Consider the following 18,942-nt stretch of genomic DNA (forward strand, 5'->3'; position numbering starts at 1 on the left):
CCGGCCTCTGGGAGGTACGCCATGCCCGTGACCGGCATGCCGCCCGGTTTCTACGCGATCGCCCACCGGCACCCGGACCGCAGGGCCCTGGTCGACGGCGACGGCTCGCAGATGTCGTACGGCGAGCTGGGCGCCCTCGTGAACCGGGTCTCCCACGGTCTCCGGGCGCGCGGCCTGCGCAGGGGCCACGTTGTCGCCGGGGTGCTGCCCAACGGCCTCGACGCGGTGGTCATGCTGCTGGCCACGGGGCAGATCGGGCTCTACTACGTGCCCGTCAACTGGCACCTGACGTCGCCGGAGATCGCCTACATCTTGAAGGACTGCGACGCCCGGCTCGTCGTCCACGGGCCTGCCTTCGCCGATGGCGTGCGGGCGGCCTGCGCGGACGCGGGGGTGGACGTCGTCGTCGAGGGTACCTCACCCCTGGCACAGGACAGGCCGGTCGACGACCCGCCGGACCGGTCGGCAGGCTCGGTCATGTGGTACACCTCCGGCACCACCGGCTTCCCCAAGGGCGTCCAGCGACCGCTCCCCGGCCGTGCGCCGGAGGAGATCGTGCCGCTGTACACCTGGTTCCTGCGCGAGGTGTGCGACCTGGAGCCGGGCGACGGGGTCCACCTGGTCACCTCGCCCATCTACCACTCCGCGCCCTGCGCCCACGTGAGCTTCGCCCTCAACCTGGGGCACACGCTCGTGATCGCCCCGCGCTTCGAGCCGGAGGGCATCCTTGAGCTCGTCGACCGCCACCGGGTCACGAACGCGATGATGGTCCCGACGATGTTCCACCGGATGCTGCGGCTCCCGCGGGAGGTCCGCGAGCGGTACGACGTGTCGTCGCTGAAGCAGGTCATGCACACCGGCGCCGCCTGCCCGCCCGCGGTCAAGCGGGAGCTCATGGAGTGGTGGGGGCCGGTGCTGTACGAGTACTACGGCTCGACCGAGTCGGCCATCGCGTTCGCCGTGAAGCCGCGGGAGTGGCTCGACCGCCCCGGCACCGTGGGCAGGCCGGTGCCCACGTTCGAGGCGCGGATCCTCGGCGACGACGGCGAGGAGCTCCCCCCGGGCGAGCCCGGCATGGTGTACGTCCGGTCGGGCACCAACCGCTTCGAGTACCGCAAGGACGCCGCCAAGACCGCGGCCAGCATGCGGGGCGACTGGTACGCCCCGGGCGACGTCGGCTATCTCGACGAGGACGGCTACCTGTTCCTCTGCGACCGCCGCACCGACCTCATCGTCTCGGGCGGGGTGAACGTCTATCCGGCCGAGGTCGAGGCCGCCCTCCTCGGCCACCCGGGCGTCGCGGACGCGGCGGTGATCGGCGTGCCCGACGAGGAGTGGGGGCATCGCGTGGTGGCCCTCGTCCAGCGGCAGGCCGGCCCGGGGGAGCCGGTGACGGCCGGGGAGCTGCTGGAGCACCTCGGCCCCCGGCTGGCCCGGTTCAAGCACCCCCGGGTGATCGAGTTCCGGGACGAGCTGCCCCGGACCCCGACCGGCAAGCTGTCCCGTTCGGCGGTCAGGGAGGACTACCTGTCCCGTGCCGGCACGACCACATAGCCGCCGTCTTCGTAGCCGGTCACCCGGGCCCCGGACGCCATCAGGCCGCCCAGCACGTCCCGTACGGCGTGCCGCCAGGCCTTGGCCGTGCCCGGGTCGTCGCGGCGGAGGGCCTCGACGTCCTCGGGCAGGGCCACGAGGACCGCCGGCCCGTCCGTCCCGCCCCGCACCGGGCGACCGTCCCGCGCGGCGAGCCCGGCGACCGCGCCGTCCGGGACCTCCGGCCGGTACGGCCGTCCCGAGCAGGCCTCGGCCACGTGCGGCAGGCCGAGCCGCCACACCGCGAGCACCCGGTCGGACTCGTCGCCCGCGTTCAGCGCGTCGGCCATCGGCCCGTAGAACTCGGGCAGGTACTCCTCGGGGAGGGCGCCCAGCTTGGCCAGGTTGAAGTAGGCGTTGCGCCGCACGAGGGGGTCGTAGGTCCAGGTGATCCGGGTCAGGCCGCGGGCGACGGCCCAGGCCCGCTGGTGGAGCTTCAGCGCGTACCCGACCCCGCGTCTGACGGCCCCGGTCACATGAGAGTGGAGGACCTCGCCCGCCGGGGCGGCGAGGAAGGCGGCGGACGCGCCCACGACCCGGTCGCCCTGGAACGCCGCGGCGACGTAGTTCCCGGCATGGGAGAGCGCCCGCATCAGCTCGACGGTCACCGGCGGATTGGACGGGTCCGGGCGCCAGATCTCGGTGAAAAGGCGGTGCACGAGGAGGAACTCGGCGATCGTGCCGACCTCGCGGACGGTCACCCCACACCGCTCCGCCGCCACCCGGGCCTGCTCACCGGGGGTCATGGCCGTCCGCCGCCGGCCGACAGGACGTGGGACGCGAGCGCGGCGACCAGATGGGCCCGGACGGGCATCTGCGCGACCACGACGTGCTCGCCGGACGCGTGGGCGCCGCCGCCGACCGCGCCCAGGCCGTCGAGGGTTGGGCAGCCGACCCCGGCGGTGAAGTTGCCGTCCGAGCCGCCCCCGACCGCGACCCCGCGCAGCGGTCCCAAGCCGAGGTCGTCCGCGATCCGGGCGGCGATCTCGAACAGGTCCGCCGAGGCCGTGGGGTCGAGCGGCGGCCGGTTGGGGCCGCCCTTCAGCTCCAGCCGGGTGCCGGGCGTCCGTGGGGTGAGCGCGTGCATGAGCTCGTCCACCCGTGCCTGGGCGGCGGCGTCGGGGACCCGGACGTCGATGGCCACCCGGCCCACGGCGGGCACGGTGTTGGTGCTCGTCCCCGCCGACAGCATGGTGGGCGTGACCGAGGTGAGCCCGGCCCGCGACGACGAGTCGATCCGGTTGGCGATGTCGGCGATCGCGAGCACCTGGTGGGCCAGCTCGACCCCGGCGTTGGCCCCGCGCTCGGGTTCGAGGCCGGCGTGGGCGGCCCGGCCGTGGATCGTGAGCTCGTACCGGGACACACCCTTGCGGGCCGTCTTGAGCGCCCCGCCGTCCGCGCTGGCCTCCAGGACGAAGGCGGCGGCGCAGCCGGAGGCGCTCCCCTCGATCAGCGGCCGGGAGGTCGGCGAGCCGAGCTCCTCGTCCCCCACGACCAGGACGGTCAGGCCGTCAGGGTCGGGCAGCGAGGCGACGGCGTGGAAGAGCTGGACGAGGCCCGCCTTCATGTCGAACACGCCCGGGCCCCGCGCCACCCCGTCCACGACCGACCAGGGGTGGTCGCGCAGCGACCCGACCGGCCACACCGTGTCGTGGTGGCCGAGCAGCAGGACCCGCGGCGCGCCGAACGACCACCGCAGGTGCGTCACGCCGCCGAGGACGATCGTCTCGGGCCGTGCCCCGAGCAGCCGGCGACCCTGGTCGCCCACCACCTGGGCGCTGCGCGCGACCGCCTCGTGGTCCGAGGAGTACGACTCGCAGAGCACGAGCTCCTCGAGGTCGTCCAGCATCGCGTCGAGGTTCACGACCCGGGCCGTCCCAGCTCGGCGCGGAACAGCCGCATGACGTTCGAGCCGAGCACCTTGACCGTCTCCTCCTCGGAGAACCCGCGCTTCAGCAGCGCCTCGGTCACCATGGGGAGGCCGCGCGGGCCCTCCAGCCCGGGGATGGCGGCGTTCGCGTCGATGCCGGAGTAGCTGAAGCCCTCGCAGCAGGGCGGGGTGAGGTCCTCGTTGACCTCCCGCATGAAGTCGGGCCCGAGACCCACGTGGTCGACGCCCGCGACCTCGGCGACGTGCTCGATGTGGTCCACGAGGTGGTCGAGGGTGGCGGCCCCGGCGTCCTCGGTCAGGAACGCGGCGAGGAAGTTCACGCAGATCACGCCGCCTCCCGCCGCCACCCCCCGGAGCTGCTCGTCGGTGAGGTTGCGGTGGTGGTCGCGCAGCGCCCTGGCCGCCGAGTGCGTCGCGATGACCGGCCGCGTCGCGATCTCCAGCACGTGCGCCACGCCGGTGGCTCCCAGGTGCGACACGTCGAACACGATCCCGAGCCGCTCCATCTCCCGCAGCGCCTCCACGCCGTGGCTGGTCAGCCGGGAACCCGTGCCGTCCTGGCCGCTGCCGTCCGCGAGAGCCGTACGGCCCCAGTGGGCGATGGACGCGACGCGGACGCCGAGCCGGTGGAGGGTCGGCACCAGCTCCACGCTCTCGTCGATGCCCGGCATGCTCTCCAGCGCCAGGACCAGCGCGATCCGGCCGAGCGCGAGGGCCTCGTCGATCTCCTGGCCGTCCCGGCACAGGGCCACGGCGTCCGGGTTGCCCTCGGCCAGCACGTGGGCGCACTCGATCATGCGCAGCGTCTGGCGCAGCGCGCCCTCCGGCCTGAACTGGCTCTCCACGAACACCGGCAGCACCTGGACGTCCACCCCGCCCTCGGACAGCTGGGGGAGCCACCGGTCCCGGAAGAACGAGGCCCACAGGTGCGGGGGCCGGGCGGATACCGCCATGAGGAGGTCGTTGTGGGTGTCGGCGACGACTGCGTGGGTGTGCAGGCTCCGGTCAACGGGCACGTCGGCTGTCCTTCCTTGCCGAGGGACGTCAAAGGGGACGTTACCCTTCCCGGGACGTGCCGCCGCCAGGCTGTAGGGTGCGCGGGTGGCATTGATCTCCAGCACGCTCGCCGAGGTCGTCGCCTCCATGGAGGCGCTGTACGACCCCTCCTGGGCCGAGTCGTGGGACGCGGTCGGCCTGGTCTGCGGGGAGCCCGGGCAGCCCGTGCGCAAGGTGCTGTTCGCGGTCGACCCGGTCGCGGCCGTGGTGGACGAGGCGCTCGCCTGGGGCGCCGACCTGGTCGTCACCCACCACCCGCTCTACCTGCGGGGGACCACCAGCGTCGCGGCGACCACGTTCAAGGGCCGGGTCGTCCACCGGCTGATCAGGAACGACGTGGCCCTCTACACGGCCCACACGAACGCCGACGTGGCCGACCCCGGCGTGTCCGACGCCCTGGCCCGGGCCGTCGGCCTGTCCGGCCCGCTCCGCCCCCTCCAGCCGTCCGCCGCCGACCCGCGCCGCGGGCTCGGCCGCGTGGGGGACCTGCCCGCTCCGGTCACGCTCGGCGAGTTCGCCGCGCGGGCCGCGGCGGGGCTGCCCCGGACGGCCGGGCCGCTGCGGGTCGCCGGGGACCCCGGACGCCCGGTCCGCTCCGTCGCGGTGTGCGGGGGCGCGGGCGACTCCCTCCTCGGCACGGCCAGGGCCGCCGGCGTGGACGTGTATCTCACGGCCGACCTGCGGCACCACCCCGCCAGCGAGCACATGGAGGCCGAGGGCGGCCCCGCCCTGGTCGACGCGTCCCACTGGGCCACCGAGTGGCCCTGGCTCGCGGACGCCGCCGGGCGTCTGACGTCAGCCTTGGCCGCCGGTGGCATTACTGTTGAGGCGCGCGTCTCGGACGCCGTCACCGACGCCTGGACGGCGACGACCACCGACTTGACCCCCGAGCATCTTGAGGGATTGGGATGAAGGCCGCACCCGAAGCACAGAAGCGCCTGCTCGATGTGGCGGAGCTCGACGCCGCTGCCGACCGGCTCCGGCACCGGCGCCGGTCGCTGCCGGAGCTCGCCGAGGTCGAGGAGCGGTCGAAGCGGCTCGCGCAGCTGGCGACCCAGATCATCGCCGCCGAGACCGAGGCCGGTGACCTCGGCCGCGACCAGGCCAAGGCCGAGTCGGACGTCGACGCCGTCCGCACCCGCGTCGACCGCGACCAGAAGCGGCTCGACTCCGGCCAGGTCACCTCGCCCAAGGACCTGGCGAGCCTGCAGTCCGAGATCGTCTCCCTCCGCCGGCGGCAGTCGGACCTGGAGGAGGTCGTGCTCGAGATCATGGAACGGCGGGAGGCCGCCGACGCCCGCGTCTCGACCCTCAAGGCCGACCGCGACACGGTGACCGCCGCCCTGCGCGAGTCCGAGGACCGCCGCGACGCCTCGTTCGCCGAGATCGACAAGGAGGGCGCCGAGGTCCAGGGCCGGCGCTCCACCCTCGTCGCCGATGTCCCGGCCGACCTGCTCGCCCTGTACGAGAAGCTGCGTGAGCAGTCGGGCGTCGGCGCGGCCATGCTCCACGGCGGCCGCTGCCTCGGCTGCCGTACGAGCCTGTCGATCGCCGACCTCAACCGCATCAGGGCCGCCGCGCCGGACGAGGTGGTCCGGTGCGAGGAGTGCCGCCGGATCCTCGTCCGTACGCCCGAGTCAGGGCTGTGATGGCCGGGCCGCGGTTCGTCGTCGAGGCCGACGGGGGTTCGCGGGGCAACCCCGGCCCTGCCGGGTACGGCGCCGTGGTCAAGGACGCCGACGGGACCGTCCTCGCCGAGGCCGCCGAGTCCATCGGCACCGCGACCAACAACGTGGCCGAGTACCGCGGGCTGATCGCCGGGCTGCGGTCCCTGCTCGCGCTCGGCGGCGAGGGCGGGCAGGTCGAGGTCAGGATGGACTCCAAGCTCGTCATCGAGCAGATGGCGGGCCGCTGGAAGGTGAAGCACGAGGGGCTGCGGCCGCTCGCGCTGGAGGCCGCGGCACTGGCCCGTCGCCTGCGCGTGACGTGGACGTGGATCCCGCGCGAGCGCAACACGCACGCCGACCGCCTGGCCAACGAGGCCATGGACGCGGCCGCCCGGGGCGAGACCTGGAGAGCCACGGGCGTCACCGGAGCTGCGGGGGTCACGGGTTCCGCGGGGGTCGCGGGTTCCGCGGGCGTCGCGGGTTCCGCGGGCATCACCGGAGCTGCGGAGGTCGCGGAGGCTGCGGAGCCGCCCAACACCGACGCGGCGGACACCTCGGACCGCGGCCGGCGCGGCCACGGATGGATGCCCAGGGCCACCCGGGTTGCCACCTCACTGCTGCTCCTGCGGCACGGCGAGACCCCGCTGTCGGTCGAGAAGCGGTTCTCCGGGCTCGGCGACCCCGCCCTCACCTCGAACGGCCTGTCGCAGGCCGAGTCCGCCGCCCTCCGCCTGTCGCGCAAGCCGTACGACATCGAGGCGATCGTGAGCTCGCCGCTGACGCGCGCCCGGCAGACGGCCGAGGCGGTGGCGGCCCGGACCGGCCTGACCGTCCTCGTCGAGGAGGACCTGCGCGAGATCGACTTCGGCGCGTGGGAGGGACACACGTTCGCCGAGATTCAGCAGCGGTGGCCCGACCAGCTGGCCGCCTGGCTCGCCGACCCGGACACCGCACCGCCCGGCGGGGAGAGCTTCACCGCCACCGCCCTGCGGGTCGACCGGGCCAGGGACCGGATCGTGCGGGCCCACGAGGGCAGGAGCGTCGTGGTGGTGTCCCACGTCACGCCGATCAAGATGCTCGTCCGGTCGGCGCTCGGAGCGCCCCTGGACTCCCTCTACCGCATGCACCTCGACCTCGCCTGCCTGTCGGCCGTCGACTACTACGCCGACGGCCCGGCCGTCGTACGGCTCCTGAACGACACCGCGCACCTCCAGGATTGATCGTCGGGAAGGGATCGGGGAGCCGCTACGCTTTGTATTACGGTGGACGAGCCGGCCGGGCGGCCGCGTCGGGGCCTTGCGGCCCCGCCGAGGAAGGTCCGGGCTCCACAGGGCAGGGTGGTCGGTAACGCCGACCCGGGGTGACCCGCGGGACAGTGCCACAGAAAGCAGACCGCCCCCTTCGCGGGGGTAAGGGTGAAACGGTGGTGTAAGAGACCACCAGCGCCCACGGTGACGTGGGCGGCTCGGTAAACCCCACCCGGAGCAAGGTCAAGAAGGGATGTTCTCCGGAACGTCCCGCGCGCGACGTTCGAGGGCTGCCCGCCCGAGCCGCGCGGGTAGACCGCTTGAGGCCGCCGGCAACGGCGGTCCTAGATGGATGGCCGCCGGCCGGCCACACGGCCGGCCACAGAACCCGGCCTACAGGCCGGCTCGTCCTCCTACCACCCCTCTGAGCTGGGCCGACTTCCGGATCACTCCTGCTCGGGGGCACATCGGGGGCACATCGAGCACGCAACTCGCGCCGCGGCCGGCTGCGCTGGACGTCCTGATCGCTCGCCTGTCACCGGGCCAGGCCGAGCCCCAGCAGTCCGGTTCCTCCAGGTCAAGCCCAGCCGCAACCAGCAGGCGAGGAAGGCCGGCGGACTCTGAAAGTGCTAGTGAAACAGACACTGGTCAAGTGCGGCGCCGTTGGAACAGGTCTTGCGCTACTGCTGGGTGATGAAGTGCAGGATGACACTGTGGACGTGATGAGCCTTCTGCTCACCACGGAAGTCCATCTCGTACACGTGAGTACCGACATTGATGGCAATCGATCCGGAGGAGAAGAAGGATCCGGCGAACGACTTGTTGCTGATCGCACTAACGCTGGTGATTTTTGCATACGGGATGCTCGTGATCGCGATCTTCTTTCCGACAAAGGACTTGTCCTGAATGATGACCCGCCGGTCGGTCAATCCCAGGAATCCCGTGCCCACGCCGATGGCATCGTAGACGGCGATGATCTGCTCACCTTGCATCAGCCCGCTCTTAACCTGCTGCAACTGCTCCGGTCGGTCGTGGGGGATGCCCTGCATGCGTGCTCCTGACGTGAAGGGAGGCGCCGACCGCCGGAGGCGATGCGGCACATGATCAGACTCGTACTGTGTGGATCCGGCGTCGCGCCGTGATTGGTCACTGGCGGGTTCCGTCGGTGCCCCGGAAATTCATGAGGCGGGATTGACGAAGAATTCGTACTGTCCATCCCAGAGTGAATCACCGTCACGGTCGACAGCCTGCACATACAGCGTGTCCTGGTCTGCCGAGATCGGTGTGACGGTCACGGCGGCCGATCCGTCGGCGCCGGCCGCCACCTCGGTCGTCACGCCGTCGAAGGTGTACCGGTAGGCTGCGATCACATCCGAGAATCCGTTGGCGCTGAACGTGAACGAGCCTGGCACGCCGATTCCGCCGCCGTACTCCCACTCCGGGTAGTCTGCCGATCCGATCGTGGGTGATTCGACGCTGTTCACGTAGAACGCGTAGACGTGGATGGGCCCAATGTTCCCTGCCCGGTCCACACTGGCCACCGACAGACTGTTTCCCCAGTCCATGCGCGGTTTGATCAGTACCTTCGCGGATCCGTCCGCTCCGGCGGGCACCTGGTGGGAGATGTCACCCGACAATCCGTAGCGATAGCCTGCGACATCGTCCACACCGTTAGGGGTGAAGGTGAACTCGCCTGCGAGGCCGACGTGGCCACCGAGACCGTTCTCGGGGTAGTCGACGGAGGTGACGTCGGGTTGCCGGTCTGGAGCTGTCATGTCAACCGTGAACGCGCACCATTGGCTCCACGGGCCGGACTCGGTCGCGTCCTGGGTCCGCACCCGCCATCGGTAGGTGGTGCCGTCGGCGAGTTGTCCGCTGAGGATTCGCACCGAGGCGTCGTTCGGCGCCAGGGCCGTGAGACTGGCCTGTTCGCCCAGTGTCGCGCCGTCCAGCGTCCCCCATTCGAATTGCGCGGTAACCTGCTCCGCCGTCGCATCGGAGTCGGGATCGGTCAGCCTCGCGTGCAGTTCCGGCGTCGACGTAGGGAGATAGGGCCGCGAGGCTGACGAGCAAGGGATAGCGGACTGCCCGACGGTGAGGGCGGATGGTACGTCAGGGGGTGTGTTGTAGGTGACTTGCAGGCCGGAGCTGTCCCAGGTGGAGTCGTTCGTGAACAGGTACCACGCTGCGGAGTTCGTCTCGTCCTCGGCTCGAAGCCCGAGAGTGACGTACTTCCTGCCGGTGGCCGCCGCATCCGCTACGGCAGCCGTGGCGTCCCATTCCACCGAGCCGCCGTCGCACACGCCCGCTCCGCCGACCGCCGGGATGGCGAGGTCGAGCTTCTTGAGCCAGCGAGGCTGTTCCTTCCACGTGGTCTCCGGGCTGATCCGCGTGGTCTTCCACAGCTCTATGCCCTGATTGCAAGCCATGTTGGTATGGATCAGCCGCAGGGTTGCACCCACGATGTGCTTGCCGGCGTATTGAGAGACGTCGAACTGGAAAAACGAACGGTTGACCGTGTGCGTGCCCGCGTTATAGCCGACGGGTGCTGTCTTTTCCTGCCAGTATGACTGGTTTTGGTGTTTCGACGACACGTAGGTCATCACCACCGGTTTGCCCGTCTGTACGACCGCAGCGTCGGCGTGGGAGATGCCGACCAGGGGCGGCAAGAGCAGCAGCACGCTTGCACGACGGATCCACGTCACCGACTTCATTCGATCTCCGACGTTCGCCACCCGCGGGGCGCCGGAGTGCGGACCTTTTCCCGTCTTGAACCATCGGGCCCCCTGATCATTAGCTTCATCGGATGTGTCAGGGAAAGTGTTTCAACGCGCTGTTTCGATGGGGGACCTGCCCATTGATCTCGCTTTCGCCCGTCGGCCGCTGGCACAGCCGGCCCGGCACGTACGGGGCTGGCGGGCAGGCTGTAGTGCGCCGGCAGGCAACGGGATGGACAGGCAGCGGGGCGTCGTTCACTGGATAGAGCCGACGGTGCGTTCGACCAGTTGCGCTATCTGGGCCCAAGCCGGCTCGGAAGGAGAACGACCGATGGGTGCCAGAGACCTTGTTCTCGTCGCCGCCGCCGGTGGCACGGGCCGTACGGTGCTCGACCACCTGCGGGCGCAGGACGTGCCGGTGCGCGCGATGGTCCGCCGCGACGACGAACGTGCGGCTGAGTTGCGCGCCCTCGGGGCGGACGTCGTCGTCGGCGACCTGACCCGGCCCGAGAACGTCGCGGCCGCGCTGGAGGGTGTCGGGCGGATGTACTTCGCGATGCCCGTGTCGCCGGACCATCTGCTGGCGGCGACCGTGGTGGCCACCGTGGCGCGGGAACGCGGGGAGTTGGACGCTCTGGTGGGCATGTCACAGATGGCGGTGTCGGAGATGAGCGCCACCGGCACCGGCAGGGCGGAGTCACACCAGCACCGGCTGCACTGGCTGGCGGAGCAGGTATTCGAATGGTCGGGCCTGCCAGTGGTGCACATCCGCCCGACGGTTTTCCTGGAAAATCCGCTGTTCACCACATTCGCGGCCCGGTCGATCCAGGAGAACGGCACGATCACGCTGCCGTTCGGCACCGGGCGCACGGCGCCGATCGCCGTTGACGACGTCGCCCGGGTGGTCACCGCCGTGCTCCGCGACCCGGCTCCGCACGTCGGGCACGCGTACGAGCTTGCGGGGCCGCGCATGGTCGACATGACCGAGATTGCAGAGGACTTCTCACGGGCGTTGGAGCGTCCGGTGTCCTATGTGGATGTGCCGCTGGACCGGTGGCGGGCCGAGGTGCTCGCCAAGGCGGGCCTGCCGCCGCACATCGAACAGCACCTCGCCACCATCGTGATCCGGCTGCACGAGGAGAACCGCTACGACGACGCGTCCGACGACGTCGAACGCGTGACAGGCGTACCCGCCCAGACGATCGAGTCGTTCGTGGCCGCGCGCAGGGACTTCTACCTGGGCTAGCCGTCCTGGCGCGCCGCGGGTCTGCCCGGGACGTCGGCGGCCGCGACGATCCTTTCCAGCGCCGCCGCGTGCCTCTGGAATGCGTGCCGTCCTTGCGGGGTGAGCTGCACGTAGGTACGCCGTGCCCGGCTTTGCTGATCCTTCCGGACCGTGACGTACCCGGCCTCGGCCAGTGCCGACAGTTGCTTGGACAGCGCCGAATCGCTGGTCCCGATCGTGTCCCTCAGGAAGCCGAAGTCCACCCAGTCGGCCGGCGCCAGCAGGGCGACGATCGACAGCCGTGCGGAGACGTGGAGGAACTCGTCGAAGTGCGGATCCATCAGACGCGTCCGCCCTCGCGCCGCGTGACCGTGATGAGGGTCCGACGAGCCAGGGGCGTCACCGCGAGATACGTCACGGCCGTCGCCGCGGCGGCGACCGTGCCCTGCGACAGCAGTCCCTGTGCCGGGAGGGCGAACCACGCCCAGGCGGCGATCCGCAGGACACCGAACAGCAGCATGAGCCCGGCCGACAGCCCCGCCCAGAACAGCCATTCGGGGCCGGTGGGCTTCCTGTGGACGAGGGCGCGGTGCTCCTGGACGATTCCCACTCCGGCAAACAGGCCGAATCCGATCAGCAGGGCGGCGGAGCGCCAAGGGTTCTCGAGGTCCAGGGAGACCAAGCCGACGAAGAGCCCAAGAGCTGCGAGCAGGACGTAGGGACGGGCGAACTTCTGGCGGACCATCTCCTGCCGGGTCCTCCCCTCCAGGCGGCGGATCTCGTCGAGCGAGGACTGGGCGTCCTGAGGGTTCATGAGGGCCATCCCTGGTCGATATGACTGCTTTCCTCTGAGGAAAGTACCATGGACTTTCCTCAGAGGAAAGCAGTTGTCCATCGCGCTGTCCGATCGTCTTCGGGGCGACCCTCACAGCTCTGAGCGGCTGGGGCCGCCGGTGTAAACATCTCGCCCTCTGCTCGCCCCGCCCGCTACGATCGCGGGATCGTTCTGGCCGACGGGGCCCGGCGTTCGGTCTCTCCGGCAGCTCCCAGACTGAGAGTGGGTTTCGTCCATGGCGTGTCGCATCAGTGAGCTCGTGCTCGGTTGCCGCGACCCTGAGGCGCTGGCGCGGTTCTGGTGCGAGGTCCTGGACTTCGTCGTGCTCGATCGCGAGGACGACGGCTCGCTGGAGATCGGGCCGCGCGAAGGGTTCGGCGGTCCGCAGCCGACGATCATCCTCAGTCGCAGGGACGAGCCGGAGAAGGGGAAATCCCGGCTGCACATCGACGTCAACGCCACCGATCGCGATCAGGACGCCGAGCTCGACCGCCTTCTGAAGCTCGGTGCGCGCCCGGCCGACATCGGCCAGACGGGGGACGAGCAGTGGCATGTCCTGGCCGACCCGGAAGGCAATGAGTTCTGCCTGCTCAAGGCCCGCCTCAACCCGCTCTGACGATCATCGGTCGCCTCGACGCCAACCACGCGCTCGCCAACGCCACCGCGCCGTCCGCCACGAGGACATCCTCAACCGACGGGAGCGCCGGAGCCGAGCGCCCCGGCCCGCGATCGGGCCGAGGCCGCCGGCTCGCGTACGCGTGACGCTCGGGCTCGTCGGCGAATCCCCGTTCGTCAGGCGACGACCTTGTCGACGAAGGAGAACAGATGGGCCCGGGTGCGGGCCACCTTCTCCTCCACGGTGAGGGACTCGTCGACCGGCGAGGCACCCGCCGCCTCCTTCTTTCCGCGGGCGTAGAGGGAGCAGGCGAAGTCGGTGCACAGGTACTGCCCGACCGAGTTGCCCTGACGGCCCGCGTCGCCGGTCCGGCGTGCCGTCATCAGCGCCACGCCGCCGTTGGTGTGCGTGGTCAGGCACAGCGAGCACATGCTGCGCGCGGTGAAGCCGCGTGCCGTCCCGGACGTCGCCCTGAGCGCGAGGCCGACGAGGGAGCCGTCGCGTTCGGCGACCAGGTAGGCGCGTCCGGGCGCCCCCGGATCTCGCCAGCCGAGGAAGTCGAGGTCGTCCCACGGCTGATCGGCGAGATCTCTGGGAAGACCGAGCCGTTTGGCCTCACCCTTGGAACAGTTGACGAACGACGTGCGGATGTCCTGCTCGGTTACCGGTCTCATGGCCGGGGAGGCTAGCCTTCCTTAAGGCTAGTAGGCAACTGCTTAAAAGCTGTAAGTAAGAGAGGGTGGCGCATGGCGCGTGCGGGGCTCACCGCGGAACTCGTGACCCAGGCGGCGGCGGATCTGGCCGACGAGATCGGCTTCCACAACGTGACCGTCTCGGCGCTCGCGCGACGCTTCGGCGTCAAGCCCGCGGCTCTGTACTCCCACGTCAAGGACGTCCAGGACGTACGGGTCAGGGTGGCGGTCCTGGCCCTGGCGGAACTCGCCGACGGCGCCGCCGCCGCGCTCGCCGGTCGCGCGGGCAAGGACGCGCTGGTGTCCTTCGCCAACGCCTACCGGAGCTACGCGAAACGGCACCCGGGGAGGTACGCGGCGATGCAGACCGAGCTCGACCTGGAGACGGCGCTCGCCAGCGCGGCACGGCGGCACGCCGAGATGACGCGGGCCATCCTGCGCGGCTACGAGCTGCCGGAGCCCGATCAGACGGATGCGGTGCGGATGCTGCACAGCACGTTCCACGGGTACGTGAGCCTGGAGACGGCGGGCGGGTTCCGCCGGCACCCGCGCGAGGTGGACGCCTCCTGGTCCAGGACTCTGGACGCCCTCGACGCCGTCCTCAGGAACTGGCCGCCGGTCCGATGACGCCCCCCGCCTGTGGCATGCTGGTCCGACGGCGATCAGGAGGAGATCCGCGATGACCCAGCCCCTCGGCACCCACCCCGTACCCCGGCGCACCCCTCTCGACGGGGACGAAGCGGCACGGGCCGAGGCGACCTTCTCCACGCTGGTCGCCCACCACCTCCAGACGGACGGGCGGTTCAGGGTGAGCGCCGACACCCCGGACATGGTGGAGCTGTTCCAGAACGTCGCCCGCAGGGTGGGGGACATGCTTCAGCGGCCCGTGGTCAGCTACGCCAACGGCCGGTACATCGTGATCACCTTCGCGCAGGAGCAGCCCCCCGGACTCACCGGCTGACGCGAGGTCGCATCAGGAGAAGCGCTCGACGGTGACCGGGATCAGGCCCTCGTGACGCATGGTCGTGGTCAGCTCCCGCAGGAGGGGGCCGAGGGCCGCGTCGGATGACGTGCCGAGACAGGCCGTCAGGTCGAGCGACCAGGCGACGCCGGGGCCGATCCGGCGAAGGTCCCAGGTGAACGCGTCCCGGGCCGTGCGGCGCCCGGCTCGGCCGGCCACGCCCGGATCGGCGCGGTCGTCCGGGGGCGTCATGCCCCACAGGCCGCGGAGGCGTCCCGGGCAGCCGTCGTCCGGCTCGCCGGCGAACAGCAGCCGATAGACCCGCCTGTCGTGGTAGCCCTCGGGCACGTCCGCCGGGCCGAACCGCAGGGGAGGGGCGACCGGGAGCGGCTGAGGGTCGCGGAAGCGGGCTCGCAGGCCGGTCTCGTCCGGCAGGTCGCCGCCGCCGAGCCGGCGGTACGCCGCCTCGGCCTCCTGGCGGCGTGCCGCGACGACCCGGGAGCGCAACCGGGGATCGCGGCGCATCTCACGGCCGAAGGCGGCCGAACTCCACCACTCGCCGTCCGCGGCGGTCCACCCGGCGCCGTTGAGGGCCGTCGTCGTGAAGTCGCCGGCCAGGTCGAACTCCTCGACGACGATCCCCTCCACCCGCGACGCGGACGAACCGTGGGGACCGCCCTCGGGCAGGACGAGGTAGTAGTCCAGCCCGGTGTCCTGGGACCGGCGGAGGGCGGGAAGCACGGGCGACATTGTCCTCCACTCACCGTCCGGCCGGAACGGGGGCGAGGGCCTCCGCAGTCTCCGCGGCCTCCGCGGCCTCGGCCGCGCGCCGGCCCGCCAGGCGGCAGGCGAGGCAGTCGCGGTGGCCCGTCATCGGGTCCCGCACCCGCCAGTCCCACTCCTCCGCAGGGCGGACGCCGCTCGGCTTGCCCCAGCCCATCAGGTGCAACGCCCAGGTCGCCAGGCCGGCGAACACGACCAGGCCGGCCCCCAGCCAGATCCCGGCCGGCCGGCCCGCGCACAGGGCCGCCCCGGCCGTGGCGAATCCGGCGAGGGCGATGGCGCACCCCGCCCATCCCGCGACCGTGTGCCCCAGGTCGACGTCGTCATGCAGCGCGCTCATCGTTCTCCTCGCTCCGGTGAGATACTTATCTCACGTACTAATTATCTTAGATGCTAAGGAGAATGCGCGTGGAGGGCAAACCGCGTCCGCGGGCGTCGGCCCGGGAGGCGATGGCGGGGATGGACCGGCTCATCGCGCTCAGCCTGGTCGGCCAGCATGACATCGCCCAGCGGCTGGGCCTCAACATCACCGACCTGACCTGTCTCGGTCACATCCTGGGAGCCGCGGACGACCCGCTGACGGCGGGTGAGCTGGCCGAGCTGGCCGGCCTGACCACCGGCGCGGTGACGGGGGTGCTCAACCGGCTGGAACAGGCCGGTTACGCGCGCCGGCAGGCCGACCCCGGCGACCGGCGGCGCGTGCGGGTCGTCGCCGACCCGACGGCGGCCGAGCGGGTGTCCGCCGTGTACGAGCCGTTCTACGGGCGGCTCGCCGGCCTGTTCGCCGATTACACCCCCGACGAGGTCGGCGTGCTGGCCGACTGGTTCACGCGTGCGACGGACCTGATGCGGAGCTCGCTGGAGGAGATCCGCCGCGGATCCGGCCGGTGAGCGGGCCCCCGCCCCGCTCACGGCTCAGTCGACGCGGAACGGGTCGTGCTCGGCCAGCAGCTTGTCGAGCCTGGCCTGGTCGACCCGGCTGACGACGGACTCCTCCTCGTGGCGGTCGCGCACGCACTTGGCGAGCGTGAACGCCGAGGTGACGACGTACATCAGCCCGAGGGCGAGGAACGCGCGCACCCACGCCGTGACGGGCAGGTACGCGATGGCGACCGCCAGCGCGCCGAGCGACAGCGCGAACGAGATGACGGACTGAACGTAGAACGCGGTGGTGGTGGTCGTCTTCACCGGTTGGGTCATGCACCCATGCTCGGGAAACGGCGCGGACGGCGCGTGAGCGCGCGTACTCAGAACGCGGTGAGTACGTCAGTGGTCGGGGTGCAGGGACCCGCCGATGAACATGGCGGCGAGCATGGTGAACAGGAACGCCTGGAGGAACTGGATGAAGATCTCCAGTCCCGTCATCAGGACGGCCATGACCACGCTCAGGATGCCGACCGGCACCCCCGGCAGGGTCGGATGCTCGACGACGAACCAGAACCCGACGGCGCTGAAGAACGCCAGCAGCAGGTGTCCGGCGAACATGTTCGCGAACAGCCGCACGGCGTGGGTGAACGGCGAGGTGACGAACGTGTACAGCAGTTCGAGCGGGGCGAACAGGGCGATGGCGAGTGGCTTCGGCAGCCCGGGCGGGAACATCAGGCCGGTCAGGTAGCCCTTGAGACCCTGGTGTCGCACGCCCAGATAGATCTTGATGACGTACACGATCAGGGCGAACACCACCGGGAACGAGATGCGCGCGTTCACCGGGAACTGCAGCCCGGGGACGACCCCGAACAGGTTCCACAGCAGGATCAGGAGGAACAGGCTCAGCAGCAGGGGCATCCACCGGTCGGCGTCCGCGCCCAGGAACGGGCGGGCCACCTGGTCGCGGACGAACGGGTAGCCGTACTCGCCGGCGTTCTGCAGGCCGCGGGGGACGAGCGCGGGGCGGGCGAACGCCGCCCAGGCGAGAACGCAGAGCACGGCCACCCCGGCAAGGCCGAGCACGACCGGCTTCGTCAGCCAGTACGGCGCGCCGGACCAGAGCGGGGGGAAGTCGAACAGGCCGACGTCGGGAGGCGTGAAGACGTCTGAGGCGAGGATCGCGGGCATGAGGGTCCCCTCGTCCGGGCGTGACAAAACTGGGTACGACGTACTCGGTTTGTGCCCTCGACCCTAACCCGCCCGGTACGGTGTACGCAATACCGCTGCCGAGACGGGACGAAGGGCGATGACGGGTCGCGAGAACCTCTGGATGCGGCCGGAGCGGCCCGCGCGGGGGCCGCGGCCGAGCTTCAGCCGCGCCCGCCTGGCCGAGGTGGCCGTCCAGGTCGCCGACGCGGAGGGCCTCGACGCGATCTCCATGCGGCGGCTCGCGGGCGAGCTCGGGGCGGGGACGATGTCCCTCTACCGGTACGTCTCCGGCAAGGACGACGTGATCGAGCTGATGATCGACCTCGTCGTGGGCGAGTACCTGCCCGGCGAGACGACCCTCACTGGGGAGTGGGCGAGCGATCTGCGCGATCTCGCCTGGCAGGCGAGGCGGACCATGCTGCGCCATCCCTGGCTCGCGCCGCTCGCGGCGAGCCGCCAGCAGGCCAGCCCGACGCGGTTGCGGCTCATGGAGACGGCGCTCGGCATGCTGGACGGCCTCGGCCTGGGCGTCGACGAGATGCTGACCATCGTCGGCGGGGTCTTCGCCTACCTGAACGGCTTCGTCCAGAGCGAGCTGGCCGACGCCGAGGCCTTGCGGCGCACCGGGCTCACCCTTCAGGAGTGGATGACGACGCAGCTGCCGTACATCCAGTCGCAGATCGCGACCGGGCGCTATCCGATGCTGCTGCGCATGACGACCGAGGGCGGCCGGGAGCTCGTCGACGCCGACGAGCGGTTCGCCTACGGCCTCGACCGCCTCCTGGACGGCATCGCCGCCCGCCTTCCCCGCCCGGGCACCCCGCCCGTGCCGTAGCCCGGCCGGCGGCCGCGGGGGTCAGCGGACGGGGATCCGGTGGAGCTCGCAGACCCGCTGCCAGATGTGCGCGTCCAGCGTGCCCGCCCTGTCGTCGAAGGAGGCGGCGGGCACCCGGATCGGGCCCGTGAGGTCGAGGAAGCTGTTGTGGTCGGCGTCGCGGTCCCAGGCGCGGGTGGGGATCTCGATGTGGTCGGACCGACGGCTCTGGTCCTGGCTGGTGATCTTCAGCACCTCGGCCCCGCCGCGGTGGGTCCGGAGCACGAGGCAGGGACGCACCTTGGACCCGGGGCCGTCCTCGAACGGCACGTCCGCCCACCAGATCTCGCCGGGCCGCGGGCCGGCCGCGGCCTCCTCCGGCGCGCCGGCGTGCCCGGCCGCCGGCCCGCGCGCGGACGTGCGGGACGGCGCCTCGCCTGTCGCCGCCGCCCGGCCGCGGGGTCGCCGTCCACCGCCCGCGTGCTCGTCGCGCGACCCCCGGGTCTCGGGCCCCGCGTCCGGCCGCCGGTCACGGCCGGACCGCCCGTCGCGCGTCACGCTCCGGCGGCCGCTCCCGCGTCCCGCGGGAGGCCGCCGCGCGCCTCTCCGAGCCGGCGAGCCGTCGCCCCGGCCGGGCGAGTCGCCGGACCGCCCCGGCCGGCGGCGCGGTGCGGAGCGACGGAGAAGCGCGCCGCCGACGCAGGCGAGCAGCACGAGCGCGACCACGATCAGACCGATCCACAGCATGACCGTCAGCCTAGGACCCGCC

The 18,942-nt window shown here is 71.5% G+C and carries 23 protein-coding genes and 1 other RNA gene; 11 read left to right on the top strand and 13 right to left on the bottom strand.

Annotation, left to right across the window (positions count from 1 at the left end; all coding sequences use genetic code 11):
* Positions 1-21: 21 nt before the first annotated feature.
* Positions 22-1,554: an AMP-binding protein gene (locus tag Mco01_RS05835; protein WP_204055838.1), complete on the top strand. Its 1,533-nt coding sequence runs from the start codon at positions 22-24 to the stop codon at positions 1,552-1,554.
* On the opposite strand, the gene Mco01_RS05840 is transcribed toward Mco01_RS05835, so the two are convergent.
* Genes Mco01_RS05840 through Mco01_RS05850 form a run of 3 tightly spaced genes read right to left on the bottom strand, consistent with a single transcriptional unit; the run spans position 1,524 to position 4,500 of the window.
* Positions 1,524-2,339 (bottom strand): GNAT family N-acetyltransferase, encoded by an 816-nt coding sequence (locus Mco01_RS05840; protein ID WP_204055839.1) that lies wholly within the window; start codon positions 2,337-2,339, stop codon positions 1,524-1,526. The two genes, Mco01_RS05835 and Mco01_RS05840, sit on opposite strands and share 31 nt — an antisense overlap.
* Positions 2,336-3,457 (bottom strand): M20 family metallopeptidase, encoded by a 1,122-nt coding sequence (locus tag Mco01_RS05845; protein ID WP_204055840.1) that lies wholly within the window; start codon positions 3,455-3,457, stop codon positions 2,336-2,338. Before Mco01_RS05845 ends, Mco01_RS05840 begins: the two co-directional genes overlap by 4 nt.
* Positions 3,454-4,500, bottom strand: a complete 1,047-nt coding sequence (locus Mco01_RS05850; RefSeq protein WP_239103367.1) for a dipeptidase — start codon at positions 4,498-4,500, stop codon at positions 3,454-3,456. Before Mco01_RS05850 ends, Mco01_RS05845 begins: the two co-directional genes overlap by 4 nt.
* 85 nt (positions 4,501-4,585) lie before the next feature.
* Between Mco01_RS05850 and Mco01_RS05855 the strand changes: the two genes are divergently transcribed.
* The 4 genes from Mco01_RS05855 (at position 4,586) to rnpB (ending at position 7,866) form a co-directional block, all read left to right on the top strand.
* Positions 4,586-5,452 carry a Nif3-like dinuclear metal center hexameric protein gene (locus tag Mco01_RS05855; RefSeq protein ID WP_275410466.1) on the top strand — a complete coding sequence of 289 codons (867 nt, stop codon included), beginning with the start codon at positions 4,586-4,588 and terminating at the stop codon, positions 5,450-5,452.
* Positions 5,449-6,189: a zinc ribbon domain-containing protein gene (locus Mco01_RS05860; protein WP_204055842.1), complete on the top strand. Its 741-nt coding sequence runs from the start codon at positions 5,449-5,451 to the stop codon at positions 6,187-6,189. Before Mco01_RS05855 ends, Mco01_RS05860 begins: the two co-directional genes overlap by 4 nt.
* A complete protein-coding gene (locus Mco01_RS05865) occupies positions 6,189-7,427 on the top strand; it encodes a bifunctional RNase H/acid phosphatase (RefSeq protein ID WP_204056117.1) in 1,239 nt (412 codons plus the stop codon). Before Mco01_RS05860 ends, Mco01_RS05865 begins: the two co-directional genes overlap by 1 nt.
* A gap of 47 nt (positions 7,428-7,474) precedes the next feature.
* An RNA gene (rnpB, locus tag Mco01_RS05870) (RNase P RNA component class A) lies at positions 7,475-7,866 on the top strand.
* 268 nt (positions 7,867-8,134) lie between these two features.
* Here the strand turns inward: rnpB and Mco01_RS05875 are convergent.
* Both Mco01_RS05875 and Mco01_RS05880 read right to left on the bottom strand, forming a co-directional pair.
* Positions 8,135-8,503 (bottom strand): PH domain-containing protein, encoded by a 369-nt coding sequence (locus tag Mco01_RS05875; protein ID WP_204055843.1) that lies wholly within the window; start codon positions 8,501-8,503, stop codon positions 8,135-8,137.
* A gap of 129 nt (positions 8,504-8,632) precedes the next feature.
* Complete coding sequence (locus tag Mco01_RS05880) at positions 8,633-10,168, bottom strand: DNRLRE domain-containing protein (protein WP_204055844.1); 1,536 nt, start codon at positions 10,166-10,168, stop codon at positions 8,633-8,635.
* A gap of 334 nt (positions 10,169-10,502) precedes the next feature.
* On the opposite strand from Mco01_RS05880, the gene Mco01_RS05885 reads away from it, so the two are divergent.
* Positions 10,503-11,417, top strand: coding sequence for an NmrA family NAD(P)-binding protein (locus Mco01_RS05885; protein WP_204055845.1), 915 nt, complete (start codon positions 10,503-10,505; stop codon positions 11,415-11,417).
* Here the strand turns inward: Mco01_RS05885 and Mco01_RS05890 are convergent.
* Complete coding sequence (locus tag Mco01_RS05890; RefSeq protein WP_204055846.1) at positions 11,414-11,737, bottom strand: winged helix-turn-helix domain-containing protein; 324 nt, start codon at positions 11,735-11,737, stop codon at positions 11,414-11,416. The two genes, Mco01_RS05885 and Mco01_RS05890, sit on opposite strands and share 4 nt — an antisense overlap.
* A complete protein-coding gene (locus tag Mco01_RS05895) occupies positions 11,737-12,210 on the bottom strand; it encodes a hypothetical protein (RefSeq protein WP_204055847.1) in 474 nt (157 codons plus the stop codon). Before Mco01_RS05895 ends, Mco01_RS05890 begins: the two co-directional genes overlap by 1 nt.
* Before the next feature lie 256 nt (positions 12,211-12,466).
* Between Mco01_RS05895 and Mco01_RS05900 the strand changes: the two genes are divergently transcribed.
* Positions 12,467-12,847, top strand: a complete 381-nt coding sequence (locus tag Mco01_RS05900) for a VOC family protein (protein WP_204055848.1) — start codon at positions 12,467-12,469, stop codon at positions 12,845-12,847.
* 176 nt (positions 12,848-13,023) lie between these two features.
* Here Mco01_RS05900 and Mco01_RS05905 read toward each other — a convergent pair whose 3' ends face one another.
* Complete coding sequence (locus tag Mco01_RS05905) at positions 13,024-13,521, bottom strand: FBP domain-containing protein (protein ID WP_036330325.1); 498 nt, start codon at positions 13,519-13,521, stop codon at positions 13,024-13,026.
* A gap of 72 nt (positions 13,522-13,593) precedes the next feature.
* Here Mco01_RS05905 and Mco01_RS05910 point away from each other — a divergent pair, with 72 nt between their 5' ends.
* Both Mco01_RS05910 and Mco01_RS05915 read left to right on the top strand, forming a co-directional pair.
* Entirely contained in the window at positions 13,594-14,166 is a 573-nt protein-coding gene (locus Mco01_RS05910) for a TetR/AcrR family transcriptional regulator (protein WP_204055849.1), read from the top strand.
* Positions 14,167-14,218: 52 nt separating this feature from the next.
* Positions 14,219-14,500 (top strand): hypothetical protein, encoded by a 282-nt coding sequence (locus Mco01_RS05915; RefSeq protein ID WP_204055850.1) that lies wholly within the window; start codon positions 14,219-14,221, stop codon positions 14,498-14,500.
* Between the two features lie 12 nt (positions 14,501-14,512).
* Here Mco01_RS05915 and Mco01_RS05920 read toward each other — a convergent pair whose 3' ends face one another.
* Together Mco01_RS05920 and Mco01_RS05925 are read right to left on the bottom strand one after the other, a co-directional pair.
* Positions 14,513-15,241, bottom strand: a complete 729-nt coding sequence (locus tag Mco01_RS05920; RefSeq protein ID WP_204055851.1) for a hypothetical protein — start codon at positions 15,239-15,241, stop codon at positions 14,513-14,515.
* Positions 15,242-15,260: 19 nt separating this feature from the next.
* Positions 15,261-15,623, bottom strand: coding sequence for an HGxxPAAW family protein (locus Mco01_RS05925; protein WP_204055852.1), 363 nt, complete (start codon positions 15,621-15,623; stop codon positions 15,261-15,263).
* A gap of 68 nt (positions 15,624-15,691) precedes the next feature.
* On the opposite strand from Mco01_RS05925, the gene Mco01_RS05930 reads away from it, so the two are divergent.
* Positions 15,692-16,174: a MarR family transcriptional regulator gene (locus tag Mco01_RS05930; protein ID WP_239103368.1), complete on the top strand. Its 483-nt coding sequence runs from the start codon at positions 15,692-15,694 to the stop codon at positions 16,172-16,174.
* A 24-nt stretch (positions 16,175-16,198) separates the two neighbouring features.
* Here Mco01_RS05930 and Mco01_RS05935 read toward each other — a convergent pair whose 3' ends face one another.
* Both Mco01_RS05935 and atpB read right to left on the bottom strand, forming a co-directional pair.
* Positions 16,199-16,483, bottom strand: a complete 285-nt coding sequence (locus Mco01_RS05935; protein WP_204055853.1) for a YiaA/YiaB family inner membrane protein — start codon at positions 16,481-16,483, stop codon at positions 16,199-16,201.
* A 66-nt stretch (positions 16,484-16,549) separates the two neighbouring features.
* The gene (gene atpB, locus Mco01_RS05940; RefSeq protein WP_204055854.1) at positions 16,550-17,338 is read right to left on the bottom strand and encodes a F0F1 ATP synthase subunit A; all 789 of its coding nucleotides are present in this window, start codon (positions 17,336-17,338) and stop codon (positions 16,550-16,552) included.
* A gap of 118 nt (positions 17,339-17,456) precedes the next feature.
* Between atpB and Mco01_RS05945 the strand changes: the two genes are divergently transcribed.
* Positions 17,457-18,194 (top strand): TetR/AcrR family transcriptional regulator, encoded by a 738-nt coding sequence (locus Mco01_RS05945; RefSeq protein ID WP_204055855.1) that lies wholly within the window; start codon positions 17,457-17,459, stop codon positions 18,192-18,194.
* A 21-nt stretch (positions 18,195-18,215) separates the two neighbouring features.
* On the opposite strand, the gene Mco01_RS05950 is transcribed toward Mco01_RS05945, so the two are convergent.
* Positions 18,216-18,920, bottom strand: a complete 705-nt coding sequence (locus tag Mco01_RS05950) for a type II toxin-antitoxin system PemK/MazF family toxin (RefSeq protein WP_204055856.1) — start codon at positions 18,918-18,920, stop codon at positions 18,216-18,218.
* Positions 18,921-18,942 lie beyond the last annotated feature (22 nt).

The sequence above is a fragment of the Microbispora corallina genome, assembly GCF_016863035.1.
GTDB lineage: Bacteria > Actinomycetota > Actinomycetes > Streptosporangiales > Streptosporangiaceae > Microbispora > Microbispora corallina.

Bases quoted from the DNA above. Each gene is read 5' to 3' on its own strand.
- Mco01_RS05895 (WP_204055847.1), bottom strand. From the start codon at position 12,210: ATGAACCCTCAGGACGCCCAGTCCTCGCTCGACGAGATCCGCCGCCTG.
- Mco01_RS05875 (WP_204055843.1), bottom strand. From the start codon at position 8,503: ATGCAGGGCATCCCCCACGACCGACCGGAGCAGTTGCAGCAGGTTAAG.
- Mco01_RS05865 (WP_204056117.1), top strand. From the start codon at position 6,189: ATGGCCGGGCCGCGGTTCGTCGTCGAGGCCGACGGGGGTTCGCGGGGC.
- Mco01_RS05910 (WP_204055849.1), top strand. From the start codon at position 13,594: ATGGCGCGTGCGGGGCTCACCGCGGAACTCGTGACCCAGGCGGCGGCG.
- Mco01_RS05935 (WP_204055853.1), bottom strand. From the start codon at position 16,483: ATGACCCAACCGGTGAAGACGACCACCACCACCGCGTTCTACGTTCAG.
- Mco01_RS05900 (WP_204055848.1), top strand. From the start codon at position 12,467: ATGGCGTGTCGCATCAGTGAGCTCGTGCTCGGTTGCCGCGACCCTGAG.
- Mco01_RS05915 (WP_204055850.1), top strand. From the start codon at position 14,219: ATGACCCAGCCCCTCGGCACCCACCCCGTACCCCGGCGCACCCCTCTC.
- Mco01_RS05950 (WP_204055856.1), bottom strand. From the start codon at position 18,920: ATGCTGTGGATCGGTCTGATCGTGGTCGCGCTCGTGCTGCTCGCCTGC.
- atpB (WP_204055854.1), bottom strand. From the start codon at position 17,338: ATGCCCGCGATCCTCGCCTCAGACGTCTTCACGCCTCCCGACGTCGGC.
- Mco01_RS05905 (WP_036330325.1), bottom strand. From the start codon at position 13,521: ATGAGACCGGTAACCGAGCAGGACATCCGCACGTCGTTCGTCAACTGT.
- Mco01_RS05945 (WP_204055855.1), top strand. From the start codon at position 17,457: ATGACGGGTCGCGAGAACCTCTGGATGCGGCCGGAGCGGCCCGCGCGG.
- Mco01_RS05885 (WP_204055845.1), top strand. From the start codon at position 10,503: ATGGGTGCCAGAGACCTTGTTCTCGTCGCCGCCGCCGGTGGCACGGGC.
- Mco01_RS05925 (WP_204055852.1), bottom strand. From the start codon at position 15,623: ATGAGCGCGCTGCATGACGACGTCGACCTGGGGCACACGGTCGCGGGA.
- Mco01_RS05880 (WP_204055844.1), bottom strand. From the start codon at position 10,168: ATGAAGTCGGTGACGTGGATCCGTCGTGCAAGCGTGCTGCTGCTCTTG.
- Mco01_RS05835 (WP_204055838.1), top strand. From the start codon at position 22: ATGCCCGTGACCGGCATGCCGCCCGGTTTCTACGCGATCGCCCACCGG.
- Mco01_RS05860 (WP_204055842.1), top strand. From the start codon at position 5,449: ATGAAGGCCGCACCCGAAGCACAGAAGCGCCTGCTCGATGTGGCGGAG.
- Mco01_RS05840 (WP_204055839.1), bottom strand. From the start codon at position 2,339: ATGACCCCCGGTGAGCAGGCCCGGGTGGCGGCGGAGCGGTGTGGGGTG.
- Mco01_RS05890 (WP_204055846.1), bottom strand. From the start codon at position 11,737: ATGGATCCGCACTTCGACGAGTTCCTCCACGTCTCCGCACGGCTGTCG.